Source organism: Enterococcus sp. AZ048 (genome assembly GCF_051715125.1).
Classification (GTDB): Bacteria; Bacillota; Bacilli; order Lactobacillales; family Enterococcaceae; genus Enterococcus_A; species Enterococcus_A gilvus.
Window position 1 is genome coordinate 2,251,725 of the sequence record NZ_JBIOTD010000001.1, and the last position, 24,767, is coordinate 2,276,491.

23 protein-coding genes are annotated in these 24,767 nt (G+C 45.8%); 7 read left to right on the forward strand and 16 right to left on the reverse strand.

The genetic code is table 11. The features are described 5' to 3' along the window. Positions 1 to 12 precede the first annotated feature (12 nt). The 4 genes from IGI66_RS11085 to IGI66_RS11100 all read right to left on the reverse strand — a co-directional run bounded on the left by IGI66_RS11085 (position 13) and on the right by IGI66_RS11100 (position 3,890). On the reverse strand, positions 13 to 963 hold the full coding sequence (locus tag IGI66_RS11085) for a P1 family peptidase (RefSeq protein ID WP_367378349.1): 951 nt from the start codon (positions 961 to 963) through the stop codon (positions 13 to 15). 114 nt (positions 964 to 1,077) lie between these two features. Next, a complete protein-coding gene (locus IGI66_RS11090; protein ID WP_010779838.1) occupies positions 1,078 to 2,082 on the reverse strand; it encodes a nucleoid-associated protein in 1,005 nt (334 codons plus the stop codon). A 64-nt stretch (positions 2,083 to 2,146) separates the two neighbouring features. Beyond that, on the reverse strand, positions 2,147 to 2,818 hold the full coding sequence (locus tag IGI66_RS11095; protein ID WP_438848970.1) for an ABC transporter ATP-binding protein: 672 nt from the start codon (positions 2,816 to 2,818) through the stop codon (positions 2,147 to 2,149). Position 2,819: 1 nt separating this feature from the next. After that, on the reverse strand, positions 2,820 to 3,890 hold the full coding sequence (locus tag IGI66_RS11100) for an ABC transporter permease (RefSeq protein ID WP_438848972.1): 1,071 nt from the start codon (positions 3,888 to 3,890) through the stop codon (positions 2,820 to 2,822). Positions 3,891 to 4,004: 114 nt separating this feature from the next. On the opposite strand from IGI66_RS11100, the gene IGI66_RS11105 reads away from it, so the two are divergent. Continuing rightward, complete coding sequence (locus IGI66_RS11105; protein ID WP_010779835.1) at positions 4,005 to 4,595, forward strand: TetR/AcrR family transcriptional regulator; 591 nt, start codon at positions 4,005 to 4,007, stop codon at positions 4,593 to 4,595. Positions 4,596 to 4,617: 22 nt separating this feature from the next. On the opposite strand, the gene thrS is transcribed toward IGI66_RS11105, so the two are convergent. The 4 genes from thrS to IGI66_RS11125 form a co-directional block, all read right to left on the reverse strand. Further along, positions 4,618 to 6,525, reverse strand: coding sequence for a threonine--tRNA ligase (thrS, locus tag IGI66_RS11110; protein ID WP_431379816.1), 1,908 nt, complete (start codon positions 6,523 to 6,525; stop codon positions 4,618 to 4,620). Between the two features lie 373 nt (positions 6,526 to 6,898). Continuing rightward, positions 6,899 to 9,580, reverse strand: a complete 2,682-nt coding sequence (locus IGI66_RS11115; RefSeq protein WP_438848975.1) for an FtsX-like permease family protein — start codon at positions 9,578 to 9,580, stop codon at positions 6,899 to 6,901. A gap of 141 nt (positions 9,581 to 9,721) precedes the next feature. Continuing rightward, positions 9,722 to 11,065 carry a PFL family protein gene (locus IGI66_RS11120; RefSeq protein WP_438848977.1) on the reverse strand — a complete coding sequence of 448 codons (1,344 nt, stop codon included), beginning with the start codon at positions 11,063 to 11,065 and terminating at the stop codon, positions 9,722 to 9,724. 12 nt (positions 11,066 to 11,077) lie between these two features. Then, entirely contained in the window at positions 11,078 to 11,347 is a 270-nt protein-coding gene (locus tag IGI66_RS11125; RefSeq protein WP_010779831.1) for an ACT domain-containing protein, read from the reverse strand. A 275-nt stretch (positions 11,348 to 11,622) separates the two neighbouring features. On the opposite strand from IGI66_RS11125, the gene IGI66_RS11130 reads away from it, so the two are divergent. After that, positions 11,623 to 12,354 (forward strand): NADPH-dependent oxidoreductase, encoded by a 732-nt coding sequence (locus tag IGI66_RS11130; protein WP_438848979.1) that lies wholly within the window; start codon positions 11,623 to 11,625, stop codon positions 12,352 to 12,354. A gap of 15 nt (positions 12,355 to 12,369) precedes the next feature. Here the strand turns inward: IGI66_RS11130 and IGI66_RS11135 are convergent, their stop codons facing one another. The 5 genes from IGI66_RS11135 to IGI66_RS11155 all read right to left on the reverse strand — a co-directional run bounded on the left by IGI66_RS11135 (position 12,370) and on the right by IGI66_RS11155 (position 16,572). Beyond that, positions 12,370 to 13,113 (reverse strand): cyclase family protein, encoded by a 744-nt coding sequence (locus IGI66_RS11135; RefSeq protein ID WP_010779829.1) that lies wholly within the window; start codon positions 13,111 to 13,113, stop codon positions 12,370 to 12,372. Between the two features lie 161 nt (positions 13,114 to 13,274). Next, positions 13,275 to 14,213: an NADP-dependent oxidoreductase gene (locus IGI66_RS11140; RefSeq protein WP_438848981.1), complete on the reverse strand. Its 939-nt coding sequence runs from the start codon at positions 14,211 to 14,213 to the stop codon at positions 13,275 to 13,277. A 62-nt stretch (positions 14,214 to 14,275) separates the two neighbouring features. Further along, the gene (locus tag IGI66_RS11145; protein WP_010779827.1) at positions 14,276 to 14,638 is read right to left on the reverse strand and encodes a YbgA family protein; all 363 of its coding nucleotides are present in this window, start codon (positions 14,636 to 14,638) and stop codon (positions 14,276 to 14,278) included. A gap of 135 nt (positions 14,639 to 14,773) precedes the next feature. Further along, the gene (locus IGI66_RS11150) at positions 14,774 to 15,454 is read right to left on the reverse strand and encodes a fructose-6-phosphate aldolase (RefSeq protein WP_288227098.1); all 681 of its coding nucleotides are present in this window, start codon (positions 15,452 to 15,454) and stop codon (positions 14,774 to 14,776) included. A 161-nt stretch (positions 15,455 to 15,615) separates the two neighbouring features. Then, positions 15,616 to 16,572: a sugar-binding transcriptional regulator gene (locus tag IGI66_RS11155; protein WP_438848983.1), complete on the reverse strand. Its 957-nt coding sequence runs from the start codon at positions 16,570 to 16,572 to the stop codon at positions 15,616 to 15,618. 126 nt (positions 16,573 to 16,698) lie between these two features. Here IGI66_RS11155 and IGI66_RS11160 point away from each other — a divergent pair, with 126 nt between their 5' ends. Beyond that, entirely contained in the window at positions 16,699 to 17,175 is a 477-nt protein-coding gene (locus IGI66_RS11160) for a YbaK/EbsC family protein (RefSeq protein WP_438848985.1), read from the forward strand. 77 nt (positions 17,176 to 17,252) lie between these two features. On the opposite strand, the gene IGI66_RS11165 is transcribed toward IGI66_RS11160, so the two are convergent. After that, positions 17,253 to 17,903, reverse strand: coding sequence for a B3/B4 domain-containing protein (locus IGI66_RS11165; protein ID WP_438848987.1), 651 nt, complete (start codon positions 17,901 to 17,903; stop codon positions 17,253 to 17,255). Between the two features lie 117 nt (positions 17,904 to 18,020). Between IGI66_RS11165 and IGI66_RS11170 the strand changes: the two genes are divergently transcribed. Beyond that, positions 18,021 to 18,704 (forward strand): metal-dependent hydrolase, encoded by a 684-nt coding sequence (locus IGI66_RS11170; protein ID WP_086303347.1) that lies wholly within the window; start codon positions 18,021 to 18,023, stop codon positions 18,702 to 18,704. 111 nt (positions 18,705 to 18,815) lie between these two features. Then, positions 18,816 to 19,841, forward strand: coding sequence for a threonine aldolase family protein (locus IGI66_RS11175; protein WP_438848989.1), 1,026 nt, complete (start codon positions 18,816 to 18,818; stop codon positions 19,839 to 19,841). A gap of 40 nt (positions 19,842 to 19,881) precedes the next feature. Here IGI66_RS11175 and IGI66_RS11180 read toward each other — a convergent pair whose 3' ends face one another. After that, the gene (locus tag IGI66_RS11180) at positions 19,882 to 21,441 is read right to left on the reverse strand and encodes a PucR family transcriptional regulator (RefSeq protein WP_086303346.1); all 1,560 of its coding nucleotides are present in this window, start codon (positions 21,439 to 21,441) and stop codon (positions 19,882 to 19,884) included. Between the two features lie 162 nt (positions 21,442 to 21,603). Continuing rightward, entirely contained in the window at positions 21,604 to 22,191 is a 588-nt protein-coding gene (locus tag IGI66_RS11185; protein ID WP_010779819.1) for an ATP-dependent Clp protease proteolytic subunit, read from the reverse strand. A gap of 268 nt (positions 22,192 to 22,459) precedes the next feature. On the opposite strand from IGI66_RS11185, the gene IGI66_RS11190 reads away from it, so the two are divergent. Next, a complete protein-coding gene (locus IGI66_RS11190; protein ID WP_438848992.1) occupies positions 22,460 to 23,893 on the forward strand; it encodes an amino acid permease in 1,434 nt (477 codons plus the stop codon). Between the two features lie 149 nt (positions 23,894 to 24,042). Continuing rightward, the gene (locus IGI66_RS11195; RefSeq protein WP_010779817.1) at positions 24,043 to 24,741 is read left to right on the forward strand and encodes a DUF554 domain-containing protein; all 699 of its coding nucleotides are present in this window, start codon (positions 24,043 to 24,045) and stop codon (positions 24,739 to 24,741) included. Positions 24,742 to 24,767 lie beyond the last annotated feature (26 nt).

The window sequence follows — 24,767 nt, forward strand, 5'->3', positions numbered from 1 at the left end:
GCGGGGGGTTGTTTATATTTCTTGATAGCTTAAAAAGTCGCCGTAGGTCTCTGCTGCTTTCGTGCCTTTGATGATGGCTTGACGAACTGCTTCAACGGCTAAAATCGAGACTGCTTCGAAGCTTGCCTGTATTTGATTTGCGCCTAGCACAAACAATGTATCGCCATCATAGGTAGTATGGGAGGGTCGAATGGCACGAGCGATCCCATTATGGCTGAGGTCAGCCAATTTATTCATTTTCGCTTTAGGGAACGTCGCATTCGTCATCACACAGCCGATGACCGTATTTCCATCAAATAAGGCCTCTTCCTTTTGATAATAGTCGAGAAATAATTCTTCCGAAAAGCCAATTTTACTTTCGCCAGGTTTTCTTGCCCCAGCGATTATCTTGCCGACGTCTTCATCGAACACGTCTCCTACCGCATTGACTGCGATCACAGCGGTTACCCATAACTTGTCGTGACGCATCGTATGAATTCCGATACCGCCCTTCATGGCGTTTTGTACGCCATTGACCGTTCCAACACTGCAGCCGGTGCCCGCACCATGGTTGCCTGCTTGAAAGAGCTGACCGTTAAATGCTTCTTCACAGGCTTTACGTCCCGCTTGATAATCTGGGCGAACATCCGAACGACCGATCCGAAGATCAAAAAGACTCGCGCCAACAACATTGGGAACATAGGTGATCCCCATGTCTCGTCCGATTTTATTTTCTTCTAAAAAATCCACGACGCCCGCATTTGCTGCCAACCCAAAAGCACTGCCGCCAGATAAGGTGACACCATGAACGAACTTCCGATTGTTTTCAGACTTTAGTGCATCTGTATCTCGTGTATTTGGCGAACCGCCACGAACAGAAACGCCCCCGGTTACCCCGTCTTCGCACAGAATCACGGTACAGCCGGTCATCGCTGCCGTATCAGTATATTGTCCAATCCGAAAAAACTCTTGATATGCTTCCATCCGATCCCTCCACTTATTTTCTCTAGTGTAGCGTATTCTTAGAGGCAGCTCAATTCCAGTTCGTCTTTAAATAAAAAAAGCCATTTAAAAAATGACTTTTCATAACAGCTTCTATTACAAACGATTGATCACTTCGTCCACATTTTTGATCGTCACAGAGATCGTTCCATCTGGATTGTTGATAAATTCAATCAGCTCGGGGTTGCGGTACACGTCTAACGGTACGATCAATTCAATGCCGTTGGAGAGCTTCAACTTTTGTTTGCCGTATTTTTTTTCTGTGATTTCGCGTACTTCTCTTAAAAGCGGGGCCTGATCTACATATCCTTTTTCCACCACTTCTTCTTGGAAGGCCATTTGTGCGGAAACATTGTCTTTGAATACTTTCTGTGCAACGACCTTTGCATCGATCTGGCCGCTTTCTTCTACAATATCGTAGACAGCTTCCTTTACATCCGCGATCACGTCGTGCTTTTGATTTTCAAATTTTTCACCGATTTTTTCGGCTGCTTTTTTGATCACACGTACATTTTCCTCCAGCGAAGGTGCTGGTCGGCTCTCGATGACCTGCGTAGAAAAATAGAGACGCTTTTCACCAGAAAACGGGTATTTTTTTTCAATCAATTCATAACTCAAATTACTCAAATGAACGACGATGCCTTCATCTGCTTTCTGTGATTTGCTGGATAATAATGCCCGGTGAATGATCAGCTCATTCTTCAACCCTGCCTCATCTGAATCGACGAGATGTGTATACCCTTCATGATAATTCACCTTTAAAAAGGCGAGGTATAATTGTGTGTCCTCTTCATATAACACAACAAAGGCATCTGCACTGGGTGCCTCTTCGCTTTCCTTGTACGCTTCATACCAGCGAGTCACGATTTTTTCACTCGCGGATAAAAAGTCGTGTTCCGACTGCTGACTCAAAAATGCGAAGGTCGAGTCTTCTGCCAATGTGCCTGTTTTTGTCTGAGCGGAGGAGAGTTTTTGAATCTTCTTCGTCAGATAGTCTCGTATATATTCTTTCGTTAAGTCTAATTCACTCTGGCTGTATATCGGATCACCGGATTCGCGATCGACGATATGAAGTGCTGCTTTTTTTAAATAAATATCCATGGATTCCCTGCTTTCTAAAATTATCGACCAAACCATCATACACAGGAAACAGGGAATTTAGCAACTATTCTTTTTCTAAAAGTTCGCCATCCTTCATTTGATAGATCTTGTCGCTCCATGTCGTCATTCGTTCATCGTGGGTCACCATGACGATCGCTTTGTTCCGCTCATGCGCTTCTTTGGCTAAAAGCTTCACGACATCATAAGCATGATCCGAGTCCAGGCTCGCAGTGGGCTCATCTGCTAAGATCAGCTGCGGATCATTGAACAAGGAACGGGCGATGGCGACCCGTTGGCGCTCACCACCAGACAAGGCTTTGGGGTACTTTTCTCGTAATTCCCAAATATCCAGTGATTTTAGTAATTCTTCGATTTTTGCAGCGTTCTTTTCTTTTTCAATTTTTTCTACTAATTGAAACTGTTCTTTGACCTTTAGAAAAGGGATCAGATTGGCACTTTGCAAAATAAAGCCGATTTCTTTGAACCGGGCCTTGGAGCGTTCTTTCTCCTTCATTTTCCCAAAATCTGTGCCATTGATCCGGATCGTCCCTTCTGTCGGTGTCTGCAATCCGCCGGCAATCGTCAAAAAAGTACTTTTCCCAGATCCTGACGGTCCGATCACACTGACAAATTCTCCTTCTTCCACATGAAAATCGATTTTTTTCAAAGCGGTCACTTCTGTATGACCTTCACCAAATATTTTCACGATTTTTTCCATCGTCAATACATCGCTCATTTTATTCTCCTCCAATCGCTGTTACTGGATCGACTTTTGTGACTGTACGCATAGAGAATAATCCTCCGACCATTGCGACTGCGACTAGAATCCCGCTATAGAGTGCCCATTCTTCCCAATGAACGGCAAAGGGCATCGCGATTGGCAAGACCAAACTCGTCAGCACACTCAGACCAACTGCCGCTGCCACGCCGAGTACTCCGACTAAAAAGGCCTGTGCTAAAAGCGAGCGAACCAAATAGCTTGTTGCCACTCCTTGCGCCTTCATGACACCGAAGATCGCGGTCTTTTGCAACGTAATAACGTACATAAAAATACCAATGATCGCTGCAACAACGACAAATAAAAAATAGATCATCGTATTCAACGTTAATTTTTCTGGGGTATAGCCGGGAATATTTTCAATAAATGTTTCCGGAGTCATTTTATCCAATTTCGTTTGGCCTTCTTTGGTATCGATCGAGGTCGTCCCCTTCGTTGCGATCAAACTGATCGGCTCGCTCTCCATTGGTTGAGAACCATACTTCAACGTTTTGAACATGGACGGACTCAGGTAGATCACAGGCGCCAAGGTGTAGGTCGTTTCCTTTGTCACACCAACGATTTTCACCGTCTGATCATTCACCTTGATCTCCTGATGTAATTTGTAGCCTTCGGACAAAAGATTTTCTGATACGATGGCTTCATTTGTATTTTTGTACAAGCGCCCATCTAAAACTTTTGGGACTACAAATGCGTCACTATCTGTGCCGAAGATCGATACATTGGTTTTATCCCCGCCGCTCTTTTTCTCTACAGCCGTAGAATAGATCCCTATTCCTGCCTTTTCTTTCGCTGTCACACGATCCGTATCTTTTGCTTGCAGTTGTGACGCGTTGGCGATTTTATTGCTGTCTTCTGATAAGATAATTGCCGACGCCCCCCAATCATCGATCGCTGTCCGATTGCCGTCTGCTAAGCCATTTGCCAAACCTGACAGCATGAACACCACATATGCAACTAGGATCATAATACCGACGATCAGGACATATCTTAATTTCGCATAACGAATTTCTTTCCAAGCTAAAAACATCTCACTCACCCTTTCTGATGAAAGAATACGCCCAAAGTGACAAAATGTCACCGATTTTGCTTCTGTGCTATACTAATTAAAAAGACACGACTTTTTCCGAGATGAGGTGAGCGCATGCCGAAAAAAACTTTTCTAAATTTATCAGAGGTGCGGCAAGCAGAAATCCGCGATCTATTGGTGACGATTTTTTACGAGAAACCTGTCAGTCAAGTGAAAGTAAGTGACATCGTGGAGGCATTGCAAATGTCGCGAGGGATTTTTTATAAATACTTTGAGGATTTAAACGATGCTTACGATTATTTGATTCATTATTACGCAGGACAGATCCACGGGGAGATCATTGATCACATGACCCAGCAAGAGGGCGATTTCTTTCAAGGGATCGAAAATTTTTTAGTGCTTTACGTGGAGCTGGATCACGCTTCTGCACGTTATCGTCAATTGGTTCTCTTGGCACAAAACAGCTATCTATTTTCCTATCGTCCAGAAACAGACCACGGAATAGACGCGTGGAAAGAGCTTCTAGAACAAAATGATTTCGCGATGCCGACATTGGAGGAGCAAGTAAGTTTTCTCTATTTTTCCATGAAGCTTGTGATCGATTCTTTGACGGATATGTTGGCGAACCATTGGGGAAGAGAAGAATTGCTGCAGGATTTCCGGTATAAAACACACTGGTTGACGAAAGGCATAAAAAGACGCTGAAGCGAGCTTCAGCGTCTTTGTTTTAGTAATACTGATGATTTTTTTCTTGTTGCTGCTGCTTGAGTAATTCCATAAATTCCGCTTTAGCCATTTGCTTGATCGTATCGCTGCCATGCTTGCGAACGGCGAAGGTCCCCTCTGACAATTCTTTGTCCCCGATCACTAAGCTGTAAGGAATTTTTCGCAATTCTGCCTCGCGGATCTTCTTGCCTAGTTTTTCATTTCGCAGATCCTTTTCGACTCGAATTCCTGCGGCATGAAATTCTTGGAACAAGGCTTCAACGCCGGCTTCATGCGGCTGTGCAACATTGATCAGCGCTACTTGTTTCGGTGCTAACCAAAATGGGAACGCGCCTGCATAATGTTCGATCAAAATCCCAAGGAAGCGATCCAATGAACCAAAGACTGCCCGATGGATCATCACGGGTTGTGCTTCTTGGTTCGTTTCATCCACATACGTCAGGTCAAATTTCTCTGGCATCTGGAAATCCAATTGAACCGTGGCACATTGGTGGCTGCGATTCAACGCATCCTTGATGTGGATGTCGATCTTTGGTCCGTAAAAGGCCCCATCGCCTTCATTGATATTGTATTTATACCCAAGATCCGTCAACACTTTTCCAAGTGACGCTTCGGCTTCATCCCACAGTTCGATCTCACCCATAAAGTCATCTGGCCGCGTCGACAGCTCGACTCCGTACTCAAAGCCGAAAATCTTATAGACTTCATCAATGATTTTTAACGCCAAAGCGATCTCTTGCTCGATTTGATCACGTCTTACAAAAATATGAGCGTCATCCTGACAGAAGGTTCGGACACGCAACAGGCCATTCAACGCCCCGCTGAATTCGTGACGGTGGACTTGACCAAATTCCGCCATGCGCATCGGCAGGTCGCGGTAAGACCGCTTGCGATCCTTGTAGATCAAGCAATGTCCCGGACAGTTCATCGGTTTTAAGGCGTAATCCTCATTGGCTACCTTCGTGAAATACATATTATTCTTATAATGATCCCAGTGACCGGAACGCTCCCATAAGCGCTGATTCAAGATCAAAGGCGTTTTGACTTCCTTGTAATCGTATTTTGCTTGCAATTCTCGTAAGAATTTTTGCAGCTCATTCCGAATGGTCAAGCCATTCTCCAAATAAAAAGGCATGCCAGGTGCTTCTTCAGAGAACATAAATAAATCGAGTTCTTTTCCAAGTTTCTGATGGCTGCGTTTTTCCGATTCTTCTAAATAGTCTAAATGCGCCAAGAGCTGTGCTTTTTCAGCAAAGACTACCCCCATGACCCGCTGCAGCATTTCATTTTCCGGATCTCCTTGCCAGTAGGCACCAGAGACCTTTAGCAATGAGAAGTATTCAGCCGTCGCTACTTCCAGCGCCATCGGTTCAAGGAAAAACTCGGTGACATCGCCGAAGGAATACACAAAAACAGGTTGGTCAGCAGGCATTTCAGCCAGCGCAAACAATTTTAACTCGTTGTCTTTAAAGACTTCTTTCGCTTCGGATACGGGTAGAATGGCACTTTCGATCTTAGCATCCGTTTTTAATTTCTTTTTGATGTGGTGCTCCAGATCCTTCAAGATCAGAGCACTTAATGGTTGATCCACTCGCAGATCGACCCAGATCGTCTGATCCTCCCGTTGCGATTTTGCAAAGAGGGCTTCGGGATAGTGCGCCTTGATTGCTTCTTGCAGCAGCAGACTGACTAACTGGCATATTGCCGTAGTTCCTTCTGGAGAGGAGCAATCATAAAAAGCGATCTCCGCATTGTCTTTCACTGGAGTTGATAAGTCAACAAGCTCGCCATCGATACTGCCAATGACTGCACGTTCCATCCATTGATTTTTTATCTCAAACAATGTGGTGTTTTTGGCCACCTTTTGTTTGCTTCCATTTGGTAAAACAATTTCGATTTCTTTTGACATTCAACTCAACTCCGATCCGCTTTTTCAATAACAATTTATAGTGCGTCCCTTTTCTTACTAATTTTAACAAAAGGCGTGAAGGGTTTTCAATAAAAAAACGTCCCTATAAATAGGGACGTGAATAAACGTGTTACCACCCAAGTTCCCGAAAAGTATGGACTCTCCGGCTCATGAGATAGATAACGGCTATCTGCCGGACCGTGTTACGGTCACTCAAAGGGAGTAATCTTGTTTTCGCCATCAGAAGCTCCCAGCCATGGCTTCTTTCTCTGAGGATGTTCTGAAAAAAGATCGTGTCCTTCTCACTGCATTCTACTATTGATTAAAGCATAGGCGTACAAAAAAAGTTTGTCAACGCTTTTCTCTTTTAGAATCATTCATTTGATTTCAGTGCATCGATCATATTGATATGACGCAGACGGAAATGGGTCGCGACCATGACGATCACGGAGAAGAGAATCGTCAATCCGCCGGAAAGAAGGTACGCACCATAACCGATGACCAGTGGGAACGTGATCGTTTCCATCGAAGCCTGATCCAAAATAAATTTGGTCAAAACAATTCCGAGGCCATAGCCAAATAAAATTCCTAAAATCGTAAACACAAAATTCTCACGGAAAATATACGATGTGACCTCACGATCATAAAAGCCTAGTACCTTGATCGTAGACAGTTCTCTGACCCGTTCAGACACATTGATATTGGTTAAATTATATAACACGATGAACGCCAGTAGACCGGATAGAACGACGAAGATCCATACGATCCCGTCAAGATTGCTCATTGATTGTTCCTGTGTCTCAATCTGCGTAGAGATGAATGAGGTATTGGTTACCTGGTCTGAGCGCAGCAAGGTTTCCGACAAGCTTCTTTCTTCCGCCTTTGTCAGCGGTTCATTTTTCAACAAAAAACTATTGGCGGCAAACGCTTTTCCTCGCGCCTGTTGATAATACTCTTTTGAAACATACAAAAAGTTTCCTAAATAATTGTCCGCAATAGCCGCGATCTTCACCTTGAAGGTCTGCTGATCGTCATCATACACGGTCAAGCTATCCCCTTTTTTCAAGTCAAATGATTCTGCCATTTTTTGAGTGATCACCGCACCCTCTTTCGGCAGGGTGAAGGGAGCTCCAGCCTCTTTCAGATGAAGGTAGTCTTTAAATGCTTCACGATTTTCTGGCACCATCATCGTGAGTTTTTGAGTGGCTTGCCCTTTTCGTTTCAATTCGATCGTTTCGTTCAGCGTCGCTAGTTCGCTTTTTACTTTTTTGTTGTCTGATAGAAGCTGTTTCACTTCGTCTTTAGGCGCCTCTTCTTTTAAGGTAACGATCGCATCGTAGTCAATGATGGGGCCAAACTGCTTATCGCCCACCGAGCTCAATGAATCCTTCAGACCAACGCCCGCGACCATCAATGCTGCGCAGCCGGCGATTCCGATCACCGCCATGATCATTCGAGATTTATAGCGAAAAAGATTTCGATAGCTTACTTTTGAGTTAAAGCTCATTCGAGACCAGATTGGCGTGATCCGTTCTAAGAAAATCCGTTTCCCTGGTTTCGGGGCTTTAGGCTGTAATAGCTTCGCGGGTTTTTCATGCAATTCTTTCATTAGAACAAGCAGTGCGGCTCCTAAACTGGCGATCAAAAAGGCGACCGTTGCTTGGATGATCGGGCGCGGCAGATAGAAAACGTCTACGCCTGGGAAATTATACCGATCACTTGAAAGGTCAAAAACCAGACGCGGCAACGTGTGGATACCGACCACACTGCCTAACGCGATCCCGATCGTGGCGGCGGACAGCGCGTAAATAATGTATTTGATGGAAATCTCCGAACGTGAATACCCCAACGCCTTCAATGTCCCGATCTCTCTTCGATTTTCTTCTACCATTCGCGTCATGGTAGTGAAGGTGATCAACGCAGCAATAAAGAAGAAAAATACTGGGAACACATTGGCAATGGCTGCGATCCGTTCAGAAAGGTCGCCGTATTCCTGAAATCCGGGATTATCTGACCGCTGCTCGTAGGAATAGCTCGGTGTCGTCAGTTCAGCCAGCTCTTTTTCACTGTCAGAAATTTTTTGCTGTGCAGAAAGTAATTGCCCGCGATTGTCGCTAAGTTCCTTTTGACGCGTCTCGAGTTCTGCTTGTGCTTGAGCCAGTTGAGGTGTCTCACCGGGCATCATCGCCCGTTGCTGCTCTAGTTGTCCTTTGGCTTGATCCAGTTCCCTTTGACCGGCGTCGAGCCGTTCCAGATTCTCCGCCACTTCTGCTTTGCGCGGAAGCAATTCCTTTTCAGCAGCTGCTTTTATTTCTGCAGCACGTTCTTCTGGACGGTCTGCAAAGAGCGTCTCTACCTTTTCAATGTTTTTATCCATCGTGTTTTCGTAGCTTTTGCCGTAGGTCTCTTTTTCTTGGACATTCGCAAAGGAAACATAGAGTACCGATTTTATAGCACTTGAAAAATTCTTCTCAGGCACGTAGGCAAAAAAATCCACGCTTCCGTTGCCGACATTGGAAAGGCCCCGTTCTTCGGTGCTGACATAAATGGGCGATTGGACAAAGCCGACGATTTTGAACGTTTTTCGTTTTAATTGATCCGGTTGGTCGATCTGATACGTTTGGTTCAACCGGTAGCCTTCTTCTTTGGCCTTTTCGTCCAAAACGATCTCATTTTCCTTTTTCGGCAAATGACCGGACTTTACCTGTAACTGGTTTTGTTTGTTTTCTTCATTATATGAATACAATTTCACCACTTGATTTTTCTTACTATCTGCATAAAAGAGCTGGTGACCACTCTCAACTTTGGCGTCGGGGATCTTTTCTGCCAGCTTGATATCCTCTGCTGTCAAACCGCCCGTAGAAACAATTTGCAGATTTGATAAGTCTTGTTTATCGACATAGCGACTCGCCGAATGATTCAAGATCGGTCCTGTCGCTTTGATTCCTACATATAACAATGTTCCTAATAAAATAATTAAAACGATCGCAATGAAGCGTCCCTTTGAATAAAGGATCTCGCGTAAGCTTGCTTTTAAATAGGTCTTATTTTTCATGTCTGCACTCCCGTTTTTTCATCCCTCTCATTCTAACACAAAACGTTTTCATCTTTGGTGCGTAAAATTCTAAAGGAACACGATAAAAAACGAAGCGCTCATCGACACACGCTTCGTTTTTTATCGTAGGTAGCTTATTGATTAGTTTTTGAATGAGTGGATCGGTGCCGGGATACGACCGCCGCGAGCGATGAAATCTGTCGAACCTGCTTCGTTGACTGCCATAACAGGTGCTCGTCCAAGCAGTCCGCCAAATTCAACCATTTCCCCAATGTTCTTCCCTTTGGCTGGAATGATTCGAACAGCCGTGGTCTTATGATTGATCACACCGATCGCTGCTTCATCAGCGATCATTGCTGCGATCGTACTCGCTGGTGTCTCTCCAGGAATCGCGATCATGTCCAAGCCTACCGAACAAATGGCTGTCATTGCTTCCAGCTTTTCGATCGTCAATGAGCCGTTGTTGACTGCATCGATCATTCCGGCATCCTCTGAAACAGGGATGAAAGCGCCGGATAATCCACCTACGTGATTGCAGGCCATGACGCCGCCTTTTTTCACCGCATCGTTCAATAAGGCTAATGCCGCAGTCGTTCCGTGGGTACCGATTGTTTCTAAGCCCATTTCTTCCAATACGTGAGCAACTGAATCCCCCACGGCCGGTGTCGGTGCTAAAGATAGATCCACGATTCCAAACGGAACCTCTAACCGTTCAGAAGCGATTTTCCCAACCATTTGTCCCATACGCGTAATCTTGAAGGCTGTCTGCTTCACCGTCTCAGCCACCACATCAAAGGATTCACCTTTCACTTTTTCCAAGGCCCGTTTCACCACACCCGGTCCGCTGACCCCAACGTTGATGACGCAATCTGCTTCACCGACGCCATGGAAAGCCCCCGCCATGAAAGGATTGTCTTCTACTGCATTGGCAAAGATCACTAATTTGGCACAGCCTAAGTCAGAAGCTGCTGCTGTTTCTTTGACGATTCGTCCTGTATGGGCAACAGCATCCATGTTGATCCCCGCTCTGGTAGAACCGATATTGACAGAAGCACACACAAAGTCTGTCTCTGCTAATGCTTGAGGAATGGAGTCTATCAAGATTTTATCTCCGTGCTGATAGCCCTTTTCCACTAAAGCAGAGAAGCCCCCCAAAAAGTTCACGCCTACAGCCTTCGCCGCCTTATCCAGCGTCTTCGCAAATTTCACGTAATCTGTATCCGGAGTCGCTGCAGCGATGATCCCGATCGGTGTCACAGAGATCCGCTTGTTGATGATGGGAATCCCGTACTCCGCTTCGATCGCCTCGCCGACTTTCACAAGGTCCTTCGCTTTTGTTGTGATTTTTTGATAAATCCTTTCACAGGCACGATCGCTGTCGCTATCAATACAGTCTAGTAAAGAAATCCCCATAGTGATCGTCCGTATGTCCAGATTTTCTTCTTCGATCATTCGAATCGTTTCCAGTATTTGATTGGTCTCCACAAAGAGCCCTCCTTATAATTTATGCATCGTGTCAAAAATTTCTTGATTTTGAATACTGATTTTCACACCTAATGTTGTCCCTAATTCATGAAGCTGCTCTCGCGCCCCTTCAAAATCTTTTTCAGCATTGGTCAAATCGACTAACATCATCATTGTAAAAAAATCACCCATGATCGTTTGAGACACATCAAGGATATTGATCTTTTGTTCCGCTAATTTTTGACTGACACCCGCGATGATGCCCACCTTGTCTTTCCCAATAACTGTTACTACGCCACGCATATGCATAACTCCCTTCAGATAATTGTTTCTCATTATAGCACAGCGATGACAAAACGATTAGAAATTTATGAATACAATCAGATTTTTTTACCATAATGTTCGTGTTTTACACATTCGCTTCGGACTTCCTATCGAAAGGGTAGGATCGTATGCGTGGGAAGTCCCGGAGATTCGACGCTCTTAGTCAATGATCGATACAATGTATATGCCCGCCGCTTTTCTCCTTTACTTCTATCGGAGGCAGCATTATGCTGATAAAAAAAGGAGGCTTTTTAATGGAACTTTTTGAAACGATGATCCATCATTCATCCGTTCGATCATTTACCGAAGAAACAGTGTCGCAACCGTTGAAGGAACAATTGCTCTTAGCCGCGCAAAGCGCCAGCAGCTCGAATTTTTTACAGGCCCTCTCTATCATTGAGATCACGGACCCTGAGAAAAGAAAAGCGATCGAGGAAATCGCAAATTTTCCTGTCGATAATGGAACTAACGGCAGCTTGTCTATTTTTGTCGCTGATTTGAACAAACACGCCCAGGTTTTAGCCCGTCACAACGACGCTACGGAGCACCTGCGAACGATGGAATCGCTAGTTGTCGCGATTGTTGACGCAACATTGGCGGCACAGTCGATGGCTGTGTATGCGGAATCCGTTGGTTTAGGTATCTGCTATGTAGGAGGCATCCGAAATGCCTTGTTCGATATCAAAGAATTGCTGGAGCTGCCTGAATTGACCTACCCCGTCTTCGGGATGTTCATTGGCTACCCTGCTGCAAAAAACGAGGTCAAGCCCCGGATGCCGATTTCTGCGATGCTTGGAACCAACACGTATCGTACAATGACATCGGAGTTGATCGACGCCTATGATGAAACGATGACTGCTTACTATCAAGCACGTCGGACGAATACGCAGGAAAGCAATTGGTCAGACAAAGTACGCCAACACTTCGGCTCCCCGAGACGCGCGGATACCATGGAGTTCCTAAAAAAACAAGGCTTCGTTTTTTAAACGAAACCTTGTTTTTTACTCTGCTGGAAGGATCGCAAGTGCGCGAACGTTGAATCCGGGAGCGTCTTTGACTTTTGGTACACCGATGGAGATCGCACCGCCAACTGGAGGAAGCTCTGTCAGACGGTTCAACACTTCGACTTGGAACTTGTCCTGTTTCAGCCAATAAAGCTCACCGATCAGGCCGCCATTCTTTTTGCAGTCCATCGCGGAATCCGTATCCAATGTTTCATGCCCGATCGCCGTTACTTGCCGTTCTTCGTGCAAGAATTTCAGCGCGTCCAATGACCAGCCCGGCGTATGTGCCTGCCCCTCCGAATCTAGATTGTAAAAGGCGTCGACCTTTTTCCAACGCTTCGACCAGCCGCTGGCAAAAGCGACAAAGCTTTCTGCTGGAATCTTTCCAAAGGCGGCTTCAAAGGAAAGGATATCTTCAACTGTCAAAGAATAATCAGGATTTTCTTCGACTTCTTTTTCTTTATTGATGACGATTAGAGGCAGCAAGAAATCTTTGATCGCCAACTGATCGACAGATTGTCGATGTTCAACAAAATGGACAGGGGCATCGATGTGCGTCCCGTATTGGGTAACAAGCTGGTACTCTTTCGCAAAAAAACCATCTTCCTTCACTGTGACCAATGTTTTTTCCTGCATCGGCTGGAAGGATTGAAAATAAGGGATCTCTCCAGAAATGCTGTGGCTCAAGTCGACCCATCGTTGCTCCTTTAAAAAGGCAATACTCTCTGTGATCTGGCTCATATTATTCCTCCTCGGTATCGTTCTCATTGTATTTTAACGATACCGATAAATAGTACCTCTGTCAAATCCTGCTTCCTTTTCTCTCCATCTGTTCGTTGTCATAGCGTGCACTAAGCAGAAGACACAAAAAGCTGCGCCAAAATAATGGCGCAGCTTTCGTATTAGTCATTTTTTAAAACGATTTTTCCTTTTGCATGATGCGTCGCACTTAATTCATGCGCGTCTTTTACACCTTCTGCTGTTAAAGGATACGTGTGCCCAACGACACTCTTCACTTTTCCTTCAGCCATTAGATCAGCGATTTCTTGCAGCTGTTCTCCATCTGGCTTCAACCAGATGCTTTCTGCCACTGCGACCGTTTTTGCTAATTCTTCATCGGGTTGGCTCACGATCGAGATCAGACGACCGTTTTCCTTCAGTACGTTGAAGCTGTCCGCTTGAACATCACCGCCCATTGTATCAAAGACCAAATCGATGTCTTCCAGTACTTCTGAAAAATCAGTAGTATGATAATCGATCGTTTGATCGGCCCCTAATTCCTTCAGCAAGGCATGATTTTTTTCACTCGCTGTAGTGATGACTGTTGCACCAGCATTCTTAGCTAACTGAATCGCGTAGATCCCGACACCGCCAGCACCTGCATGGATCAAGACTTTTTCCCCTGCTTTTAGTTTTCCGTGGGTGAAAAGTGCTTGATACGCCGTTAATCCTGCTAAAGGCACCGCTGCTGCATCTTCAAAAGAAACGGCAGCCGGTTTGTTTGCCAATAGATGATCGTCTACGATCGCATAATCGGCATATGTACCAAAGCGTGTTGTTTCTGGGCGCGCGAAAACTTCTTGACCTACGTGCCAGTCCTTCACTGCTGAACCGACTTCCGCGATTTCTCCGGCTACATCCCAGCCTAAAATAATCGGAAATTCCCAAGGCATCATTTGCGCCAAGTACCCTTCACGCAGCTTCCAGTCAATCGGATTGACTGATGTTGCTTTTACCCTTACCAATACTTGATGCTCGCCCAATTCAGGCAAAGTGACGGTGCTTTCTTTTAATTGGTCTGCATGACCATATTCTTCTATTACAATTGCACGTGTATCCATTCGTACATCCCTCCATATCGGTTCATTATAAATATCCTGTCTGAAAATCGGAAACGATTTGCTTAGTCGAACAAGTGCCCGTCTAAAAGATACGCTGATTGATATGTTTCAGCTAATTTTTTTAGGTAGGGCAATGCGTGATCTTCTGTTTCGGTCATCTGCTCCAACAAAAGAAAAAACTGTGCTCTTTCCTCTGGTGTGGCGGTCTTCTTGAAATAACCCCAGACGTGTTCATACGCATTTCGTTGTGCTTTCAAGTCAACGGGCATCTTTTTCACCCGTTCCAAATGCTGATAAAATTCTTCCGTCTTTTCCTCTGACCAGTGATTACCGGAAAAAAGCTGACGCAAGGCAAGGTACTCTTTTTGCGAACGCGCCATAACGAAATATTTCCACTGTGCCCATTCTTTTTGGATCTCCTGCATCTTTCTCACCTCTTCTTTAGCTTACCACCCACTGAGGCCCTTATTGAAGAAAAAGGCTTGGACCTTCCTTCACCGATCACACCACCGAAAAAAAGACTGCAGACACCTGTGGGCCTACAGTCCAAAATCATTGAATTATAAATCAGCGATCGTGGTTCCTTCACCAAAGATGGCTTCCCAATCTCCTGTAAAATCAGTCACCGCTTGTGCGATAGACGGCATTGCGAAGGCTTGCTGGATAATATCCACTCCCATTGTCGCTGCCTGACTGCCATTTTCTAGAGCTGCGTTGACTTGCCCAACATTTTTGAAGCTGGCTGCTAAAATTTTTGTATTGCTCTCTGTCCGGGCGATCTCTTCCGCCATTTCGACTATCGCTTCCCGAGGATCGATATTCAGATTTTCCATGCGATTGAAGTAAGGGGCGATGTAATCGGCACCGGCCGCAATTGCCAAGTAGGCTTGAAATTTCGTATAGATAGCCGTGGCGGTGACGTTGACGCCGCGCCGTTTCAGCTCTTTGATCGCCTTCAACCCAGGCTCGTTTACAGGGACCTTGATGAAGACCTTTTGATCGATATTCGCTAAAATCGTTTCAGCATCCTTGATGATGCCCTCGTAATCTGTCGCGACGACCTGCACGTGCAGTGAACGATGATCCCCGATGATGCCGCGAATGTCTTTCATATGCTGGAAGAAATCGATCTTCCCTTCTTTTTTGACGATCGAGGGATTCGATGTCACACCCGCAATTGGTAAAAAGTCGGCAAATTCTTTTATTGCAGCAAGATTGGCTGTATCTAGCATAAATTCCATGTTGAGAACGCTCCTTTGTTTTTTTCTATAGGACAAGCATAGCATCTCGCTGACGATTTTTCTGCCTTCTCTCGACAAAAAAAGCGAAAAGCGTTCTACCACGCCCTTCGCTGAAAAATATTCCTTAATGATCGCACAAATGTGCACTTTTTTTAAAAAAACTACTTTCGTTGATTTAGTCGTAAAATTTCCTGAGCCGTCTCTTGGTCGGTGATCAGCGTTTTAAGGGAACCTTTTTTCAGCAGCGGCACGATCGAGCGGGCCTTCGTGACCCCTCGGGCGATCCCGACAGACTGCGGCACATCAGCCAATGTCTCTAAGGAAATGCCGATGGTTCGCTGATTCAAGGAACCATTCAAAAGCTTCCCATCGCTATCATAAAACCGGCAGCAGCAATCCCCCACCGCTTCTCTTAATTTCAGCTCTTCAAAATCTTCGGCAGACAGCAAATCTCGCCATTGACTCTTTTGGTAGCTCAGAGGACCGCCGACACCGACGATCACCAGATCCAAACGTTTCCAATAGTCTCGCAACTCATGAAAGTATTTTGAATGAACGATCCCCTCCGCGAGTTCCTTAGTTTCTTGGATCACTGTCGCATTGACAAACAGGCTGTGCCCGTTTAACTTTCGGGCCAATTCGTAGACAAGGGTATTCACATGGTAGCGGGAATTGATATGACTGGGGCCGCCCACCACTGGAACGACCGAGACATTGGACAGCTGCTTGGGGTCAATGGCATTGACCGCTCTGCCGACACTAGCTCCCCAAGACAGACCGATCACCAGCTCATCCGTTAGCTGCCGGCGAATCCAAGCACCCGCGGCTTCCGCCAGTGCTTCCTCTTTGGCCTCTTCACTGGCATCGTTATTTGTCGGAACCAGCTCCACCGCAGTTAAGCCAAAGGTCTGCTTCAGTTGCTCCTCCAGCTCGAACAAGCTCGCGTCAAAATGGTTGATCTTGATTTCCACGATGCCTTCTGCTTTTGCCTGACTCAGCATGCGGCTGACGGTCGTCCGGTAGATCGCCAGCTCTTTAGCGATCTGTGCTTGCGTTAATTCTTGTTCATAATACATATAAGCAATTTTAGCTAATAATTTCTTTTTATCTTCTTTCATATCGATTCCTCCGTGAAAGCTCTTCTTTTATTCTACCAAAATATGATTTACTGTGTTCGGTAAAGCGTGTATCATTAATAATTAACAAAATAAACAGTATCAATTGGCTTTTAAGGAGGAAACTGAATGTCTGTTGAAACGGTAAAAGCGTATTTTTCTCATTATGGGATAGCTGATCGCATCCAAGAATTCCCAGTCTCCAGCGCAACTGTCGAGCTGGCGGCACAGGCGTTGGACTGCGCCCCTGAACGTATCGCCAAAACCTTGTCTTTTAAATTGAAAAAGGCAGGAGACAGTCTCTTGATCGTCACGGCTGGCGACGCGAAGATCGACAATGCAAAGTACAAGGCGATGTTCGGCGAACGGGCCTTGATGCTGAAGGCGGACGAAGTAGAAGCAACGATCGGGCATCCTGTCGGCGGTGTCTGTCCTTTCGGGATCAATCCAGGCATCCGCGTGTATCTGGACGAATCCTTAAAGCGCTTCGGCAGTGTCTATCCCGCATGCGGCAGTTCGAACAACGCCATTGAATTGACGATCCCAGAGCTGGAAAACTACACACAGTTCACGCAATGGGTCGATGTCTGCAAAAATTGGGAATAAGAAAAAGGCGCGTGGCAAACAGCTTGTCACGCGCCTTTTTCTTCGGATACAGTTACTCTTTGCTTTCAGAAGTTTTTTTAGATACACCCTTGTTCCAGCACTTGGCAATTCGTCAACACCGTTTCTAAAACTCTTTTTACCTCTGCTTGGTCAACGACCGCTTCCCCGCCAAACTGGTAGCCTACCACCAACGCCCGTGTCGTCTCCTCACGGATCATTCCTCGGGTCGCGTCTGCTGTCGGACTGCCAAAGGGGCCTTCTTCATCCGTCAGCACCAGTAAATTTTCGATATTCACGGATTTATTTCCGATCCCTGCATAGCGTGCCTCCGCAGGGCCTACTGTTAAGCAGATCGGCTCTGTGACCTTATCAAGATCGTACGAACCAAAGGGCACCTTCCATTTTAAGGAAAAATAATTGTTTACATCTACCAATCCGTTGATTTGATACAAGCCCTTTTGCTGAACGACTCGTCGCCACAAGCTGTCAGAGGACGGTCTGAAGCGGGCGGGGTCTTTTCCTAACTGTCGATAGACCTTCTTTGCAGCAATGATCTGCGGATCTTCCTTGATCGTATCCGTCGAATCCTCGGCTTCGATCGTCTGGATCAACGGCGTGAGCAATTCCTGCCACACCCGTTCATTATAGGCCTCGTTTTTAAATCTGATCACGCTATAGGCCAGTGATACGTCCTGCGCCTGTACCTTCGAATCCATTGTCAGCTTCATGCGTTCCCCTCCATAGTCGCTTTTCTTCTAGTTTAAACGATTTCATTGGAAAGCAAAAGCTTACTTATAATAGAGGGACTTCGTTATAATGGAGAGGTATAAAGAGGAGGAAGCAGAATGAAACTCACGTATCATGGTCACTCTGTCTTATCCATCGTTATGGAGGATGGACAAAAATTATTGTTTGATCCGTTTATCACAGGAAATTCATTGACCGACTTAGACGCAGAGGATGTAACAGCCGATTGGATCTTGGTTACCCACGGACACAGCGATCACATCGGCGACATGGTGCCGATCGCAAAGCGCAACGACGCCACCATCATCAGTATCGTGGAGATCTGTACGTTTGCTGAAAAGAACGGGGTGAAAAAGACCCACGGAATGAATATTGGCGGGAAATTTGATTTTCCCTTTGGCCGCGTCAAAATGGTCCACGCCCAACATAGCTCAGGCTATGAGGTGGACGGTCAGACCCTCTACATGGGGGAACCCGCGGGATTTATTGTACAGGCAGAAGGAAAAACGATCTATCATGCCGGCGATACCTCGAATTTTGGTGACATGGCACTTTTTGGTGACGCCTTTGATATCGACGTGGCCTTCTTGCCGATCGGCGATAATTTCACGATGGGTCCTCACGAAGCGGCGAGTGCAGCGAAACGATTGAAAGCCAAGCAAGTCGTACCGATCCACTACAATACATTCCCAGTCATCAAACAAGACCCCGAAGCCTTCGTCAAGCTATTGCCGGAGAATGTCGGTAAAGTCATGGCAGTCGGTGAGACTCTCGAGCTTTAAGCGCCTGGCTCCTAACGCGTATGGACGAGCGACGTCCATACGTTTTTTTGTTTTCGCAGCCAAAGATTCTGATACAATGAAAGAGACTACGAGAAGCCGAAAGGAGTTTTTATGTTAAATTTTGAAAGTGATTATCTAGAGGGTGCCCATGAACAGATCTTGCAGCGAATGATCGAGACGAACAATGAAAAATTAAGCGGGTATGGGCGGGACAAATACTCTGCCTCTGCGGTGGAGAAAATCCGACAGGCCTGTCTTTGCCCTGAAGCCGATGTCCAATTTATCGCTGGTGGAACGATGACCAATGCCTTAGTCATCGCCTCTTTACTGAAAAAAATTGAAGGCGTCATCGCGGCAGAGACCGGTCATATCACGACACATGAGACAGGCGCGATCGAATTTACAGGCCACAAGGTGCTGAGTCTTCCCCAGACTGACGGGAAAATATCCGCAGTGCAAATCCGCGCCTTGCTTGAAAACTTTTGGGGAGATGACAATCGGGAATTCATGGTCTTTCCTGGCATGGTCTATCTCTCCCACCCAACCGAGTATGGCACGTTGTACTCAAAGGACGAATTGGCAGCTATCTCTGGGGTTTGCCGTGAATACAACATCCCGCTCTTTTTAGACGGCGCTCGTTTAGGCTATGGACTTGCTAGTCCGTCGTCTGATTTGACCTTGCCGCTGATCGCAGAATACTGCGACGTGTTTTATATCGGTGGAACCAAAGTTGGTGCTCTTTTAGGCGAGGCCATCGTCTTCACGAAAAATAATTTGCCGGAATACTTTGTCGCCCACATGAAACAGCAAGGTGCGCTATTGGCCAAAGGACGCCTGCTGGGGCTGCAATTCGATACGCTCTTCACGGATCAATTGTATTTCAAGATCAGTGAACACGCGATCACCATGGCGATGCTGCTGAAACAAGGATTGGCTGAAAAGCAATACCGCTTCTACTTGGACTCTCCTACGAATCAACAATTCATCATTTTGGAAAACAAGCAAATGGAAGAGCTGAAGAAGTCTGTCGCCTTCAGTTTCTGGGAAGCCTACGACGACAGCCACACCGTGATTCGTTTCGCAACGAGCTGGGCGACCGAAGAAGCCGATGTTCGTGCACTATTAGCTTTACTATAAAAAAAGAAGCGTTTCGATCAACGATCGAGCCGCTTCTTTTTTATAAACCAATCAGCCGCAGTGTCAGACAAGCGACATAACATTCGTAGCTCTCAGAAAAGCGCATGACGTTATAGCCTAACGCTTCACTGATTTTTTTGATTCGGTATTTCACCGTGTTCTTGTGGATAAACAATTGCTCACTGCACACTTGGAAGTCTGCTCCTGCATCCAGTAAAAAGCTGCACAGGGTCGTTAGCTGTTCTTTGCTGTCCATGATCGGACCAAGCACATTCAAGGTTTCTTCGATCTCAGCTTCGCCCGCCTGGATCAGCTTACTCGCATAAGCAACTTGCCGGATCTCACTGATTGAAAAACTCTTTTTCCCGTGAAACAGCTTCGGCAGTTGCAGCCCCACTCGATTGACTAGCTGATAGGTGGCACGAACATCTGCTGTATTTCGCAGTCGCGGGCACAAAACGATGCTGTCGATCATCTCTTGGTACGGGCTGTTCTCGACATACACGCCGCCCAATTCCAACTCAGAATCATTGTGGCAGTAATCTCCCAGCAGCACGATCAATTGATCGTCTATCAATTGGGCGACACACGTTCCATAAAATTTAGATGCATAGGACAGGATGTCCTGCTTCAAGGCCTTCTCTTCCCTCAGATCATTCAGTTGCAGCAGCCACATCAATCCGATCCCCTTGACGTCGATCTTCAAATGATTCGCCAAGCGATACATCTTTTCACTTTCATCATTCAAAATGGCCCGTATCAAGGCATATTCACTGATCTCTCCGTGTTTTTTCCCCCACAAGTTCATCGCGACCTGCAACAGCTCGACAGATTGACCGCACTCAAATTCTGTTAACAGCTCGTGCTCCTTCAACAAATAAAAACGCAGCAATCCATTTTCCTTGTGGTAGAGCTCCTTGTAAAAGATCGAGAATTCATCTTTTGAGACTTGATCGCCGTCCTCTAGGGCAACGCGCCTCACCAGCCGCTCCAGATCTGTTGAAGAGTTCCGCGGCCATTTGACCTGATGGATCCTTTCGTTATCAGGATTCATCAGTAAAATGTTGATGCGTAAAAAATCAGAGAGCAGCTTCAGCGTTACTTCTACGTTGCGCAGATGTTCTGGCAGCAGCGAGGCCTTTTCCAGCACTTCATTCACGATATTTTCAGTCGTTCGTTCCTTCAGTATCGCGGCTGTCGCCTCTACGATCACTTCACTGTAACGAATCTGGTTTTGATTTTTAGGCATTTGGATAATGACGAAGTCCAAGTCCTCCGCCCTGTTGATGACCTCTGAGGACAGTCTTGGGACCACGATCCCCACATAATAGAGAATGATCCCTAAGCCGCCCATTTTGTGCAGCTGTTGGATCGTCTCACATTGCTTCGCCACGTCGTCTTTGATGTTGAAAAAAGAAGTCAGGGCCAGCTCGCCTGAGTGGTACTCGTTGGTCTCAAATACTGGCAGGTAGTCGTCCATATCTGAAATATCTAAAAAAGACAGCGATGTGACTGTTTGGTTCAAACAATTTTGCCCACTCATTAATTGAGCATCGCGCAATGAAGGCAATCCTAGTAACTCTTTTAATTTCGCTCCCAAAACCTCTTCCTCCTTAAATTTTTCACATCAAATTTTATTTTTCTTCTAACCTTATCAGATTCACATTTTCTTGTCTATCCATTTTTCTTCAAAAATAACCGATTTTCTCTATTTAAAAGCAAAAAAAGAGACGGGTTTTTCCCATCTCTGTTTACTCATTGATTATTTTACAGCTGAATCGGATTCGACGATTTTTCCAACGATGCCGTAGTCCTTTGCTTCTTCCGCAGAAAGCCAGAAATTACGATCAGTGTCTTTTTCGATCTTTTCCAATGTTTGGCCTGTCGCTTTGGCGATCAGTTTGTTTACGCGTTTGCGCATACGCAAGATTTCTTTGGCTTCGATTTGGATCTCTGTCGATTGCCCTTGGACGCCGCCTGCTGGCTGATGGATCATGTAGCGTGTATTCGGCAGGCTGTAGCGGTCTTTTTTATCCGCAGCCAAATAAATCGTGATTCCTGCACTGGCTACCCAGCCGGTCCCGATCATTTTTACTTTTGGTTTGATGAAACGGATCACATCATGAATCGTGTCGCCAGATTCTACATGTCCTCCTTGGCTGTTGATGAACATCGTGATGGGCTCATCATTGATCGCAGACAGATACAGCAACTGTTCTGTCACGGCTTTTGCCAAGTCTTGGGTGATCTCACCATAAATCAAAATCGTACGTTGCTTCAATAATTTTAACATCATCGGATTTTTTTCTTCCGATTTTTCCATTTCTTCTTCGGCTAAAAATTCATTCATTGAAACGCCCTCCTTTTCTTCTAGGTCCAGTATAGCCAATATGATCAGGATTGAACAGAAAGAGCCTTCGACCAGACAACTTCTATCCTAGAAACGAATCTGTGCTAAACTACTAAAAAAAGCAGTTTTTACTCGCTTATTTCCCTCTTTTGTGGGATGATAGATCGTATTTTGCGAACAGAAAGGGGATCATCGTGACCTATCGAAACAAGCCGCCGTCATGGACTGCTCTGCTGAAATAATTTTATCTAAAGGGAGAGCATGTTACATGATCGAGGAAAAGAAAAGCTTTATCTCATGGCCAGTGCTTGCCATGATGTCGTTTGTTACTGTCATCGGATTTGATGATATTATTTATAACTTTGCCAATCAAGGGTTGGGAGTCATCACCTCTTGGATTATTTTATTGCTATTATATGTCATTCCTTACTCATTGATGGTAGGGCAATTAGGATCGGTCTTCAATCATGAAGGCGGCGGGCTGACCTCGTGGGTGCGGGGAACCAGCGGCGATCGTTTGGGGTATTTCACAGCTTGGACGTATTGGGCAGCGTCGATCCCCTACGTCGTCGATACGGCCAACGCGGTCGTGGTCGGCTTTGGCTGGCTGGTCAACGGCAATGATTCCATGGAGGACAAAATGTCCAATTCCATGTTTGCGCTACTGACCTTCTGTGTCTTTTTAGCCTTTATTTTCTTGCAGCGCCACTTCAAAAAATCATTGGAAGTATTGAGTACATTAGGCGGCGGTGCGATGTTCATCATGGCGCTCTTGTTCGTCTTTATGACCTTTGCGTCTCTATTTATGCCGAACGGTCACATTGAAACACAGCCGATGAATCTAGGGGCACTCATCCCTAAATTTGATCTTCATTATTTGACGACGATCGGCTTGCTGATCTATGCCATCAACGGCGCTGAGCTGGTGGCCCCCTTCGTCACACGCATGAAAAAGCCGCAAAAGGAATTTCCGAAGGCCATGATCATGCTGACGGTCATGACGATCTTCTTGACCGTCTTCGGGTCCTTCTCCTTGGGTGTTTTCTTCAATGCCCATCATTTACCGGGAAATCTGAAGATGAACGGTTCCTATTATGCGTTTCAGCGTTTGGGTGAATTCTTTCATTTAGGAAATACGCTGATGTACGTCTTTGCGGTGACGCAAATCATTTATATGTGCGCCTTGCTGGCTGTCTTATTGGACGCCATGACTCGGATGCTCATCTCGGATACAGGAAAACAATTCATGCCGAAAAAACTGACGAAATTAAACGATGAAGGCCTGCCGATCAATGGCTACATTTTAACGACTGCCTTGAGTGCCTTCATTTTATTATTAGGCGTCTTTCTTCCTGAGATGAACGACATTTTCAATTGGCTCTTGAACCTGAACGGGATCATCTCCCCAGGTGTGACTTGCTGGATCTTCTATGCCTTCATTCGGATTCGCTTAGACAGCCGCAAGTTCCAATCGGAGTATGTCTTCATTAAAAACGATCGAATGGCCGTCTTCGTCGGCGGCTGGTGCTTAGTGATCACGATCATCGCCACCTTATTTGGTGTTTTGCCCCAGGATGCGCCTTACGGTTCACGCCTCTTCTGGCATGAACTGATCATCAACATTGTCGGGATCGCCGTGCTGATCGGTCTAGGCTTCATTATGCCTGCCTTGGCAAAACGGGAACGAGAAAAAGCGGTTTAGTTAGATCCTTATTCGCTTCAAGACTGTGTCTCCAACGAAGACACAGTCTTTTTTTCTGCCTATTCAAAAAGAAGCGCGCTCGTGGTAAGATGATTTCTAAACATGCTTTCATATTTTTTTAATCGAAATCATAGAAATGGGTGAATACTATGTTGTTGGGGTCAATAGTGAACTGTCTCGCTATCATCGCAGGAAGTTTTTCGGGCATCGTCCTGCGAAATATCACTGAACAGACGAAAGATACTGTCACAAAGGGGATTTCCTTGGGCGTCGTCGCTTTGGCGATCCAAATGTCGATGCAAGCGAGTTCCTTTATCGTGATCATTATCAGTATTTGTCTCGGAGGAATGATCGGAGAATTTTTAAAAATCGAAGACTCCATGACTCGTTTAGGGTTATTTTTGGAAAATCGCTTTGCTCGCGGCAACAGTAATTTCGCGGAGGGCTTCGTTACTGCGACGTTGATCTACGTGATCGGATCGATGGGGATCATCGGGGCGATCGAGAGCGGCGTTACCGGCAGCCACCAGACCCTCTTCACAAAAGCGGTGATGGATGGCTTCATGTCGATCATGCTCACGGCTTCTTTGGGGATCGGCGTCCTATTCTCCGCTTTTCCCGTGCTGCTCTATCAAGGGGCGATCACGATTTTTGCCAGTGTGATCGTTCGCTACTTGCCGAAGGAATTATTAGACAGCTTGATGAACGAGATCAGCGCGATCGGCGGATTGATGATCCTAGCGATCGGCTTGAATGTCATGAAGCTGACAAAAATCCGTGTCTCCAATTATTTACCGGGAATTTTAGTCTTGATCGCTATCTTAGTGGTTCAATATTATTACTTTTAACAAAAAACAGATGAGGGTCTCCGCCC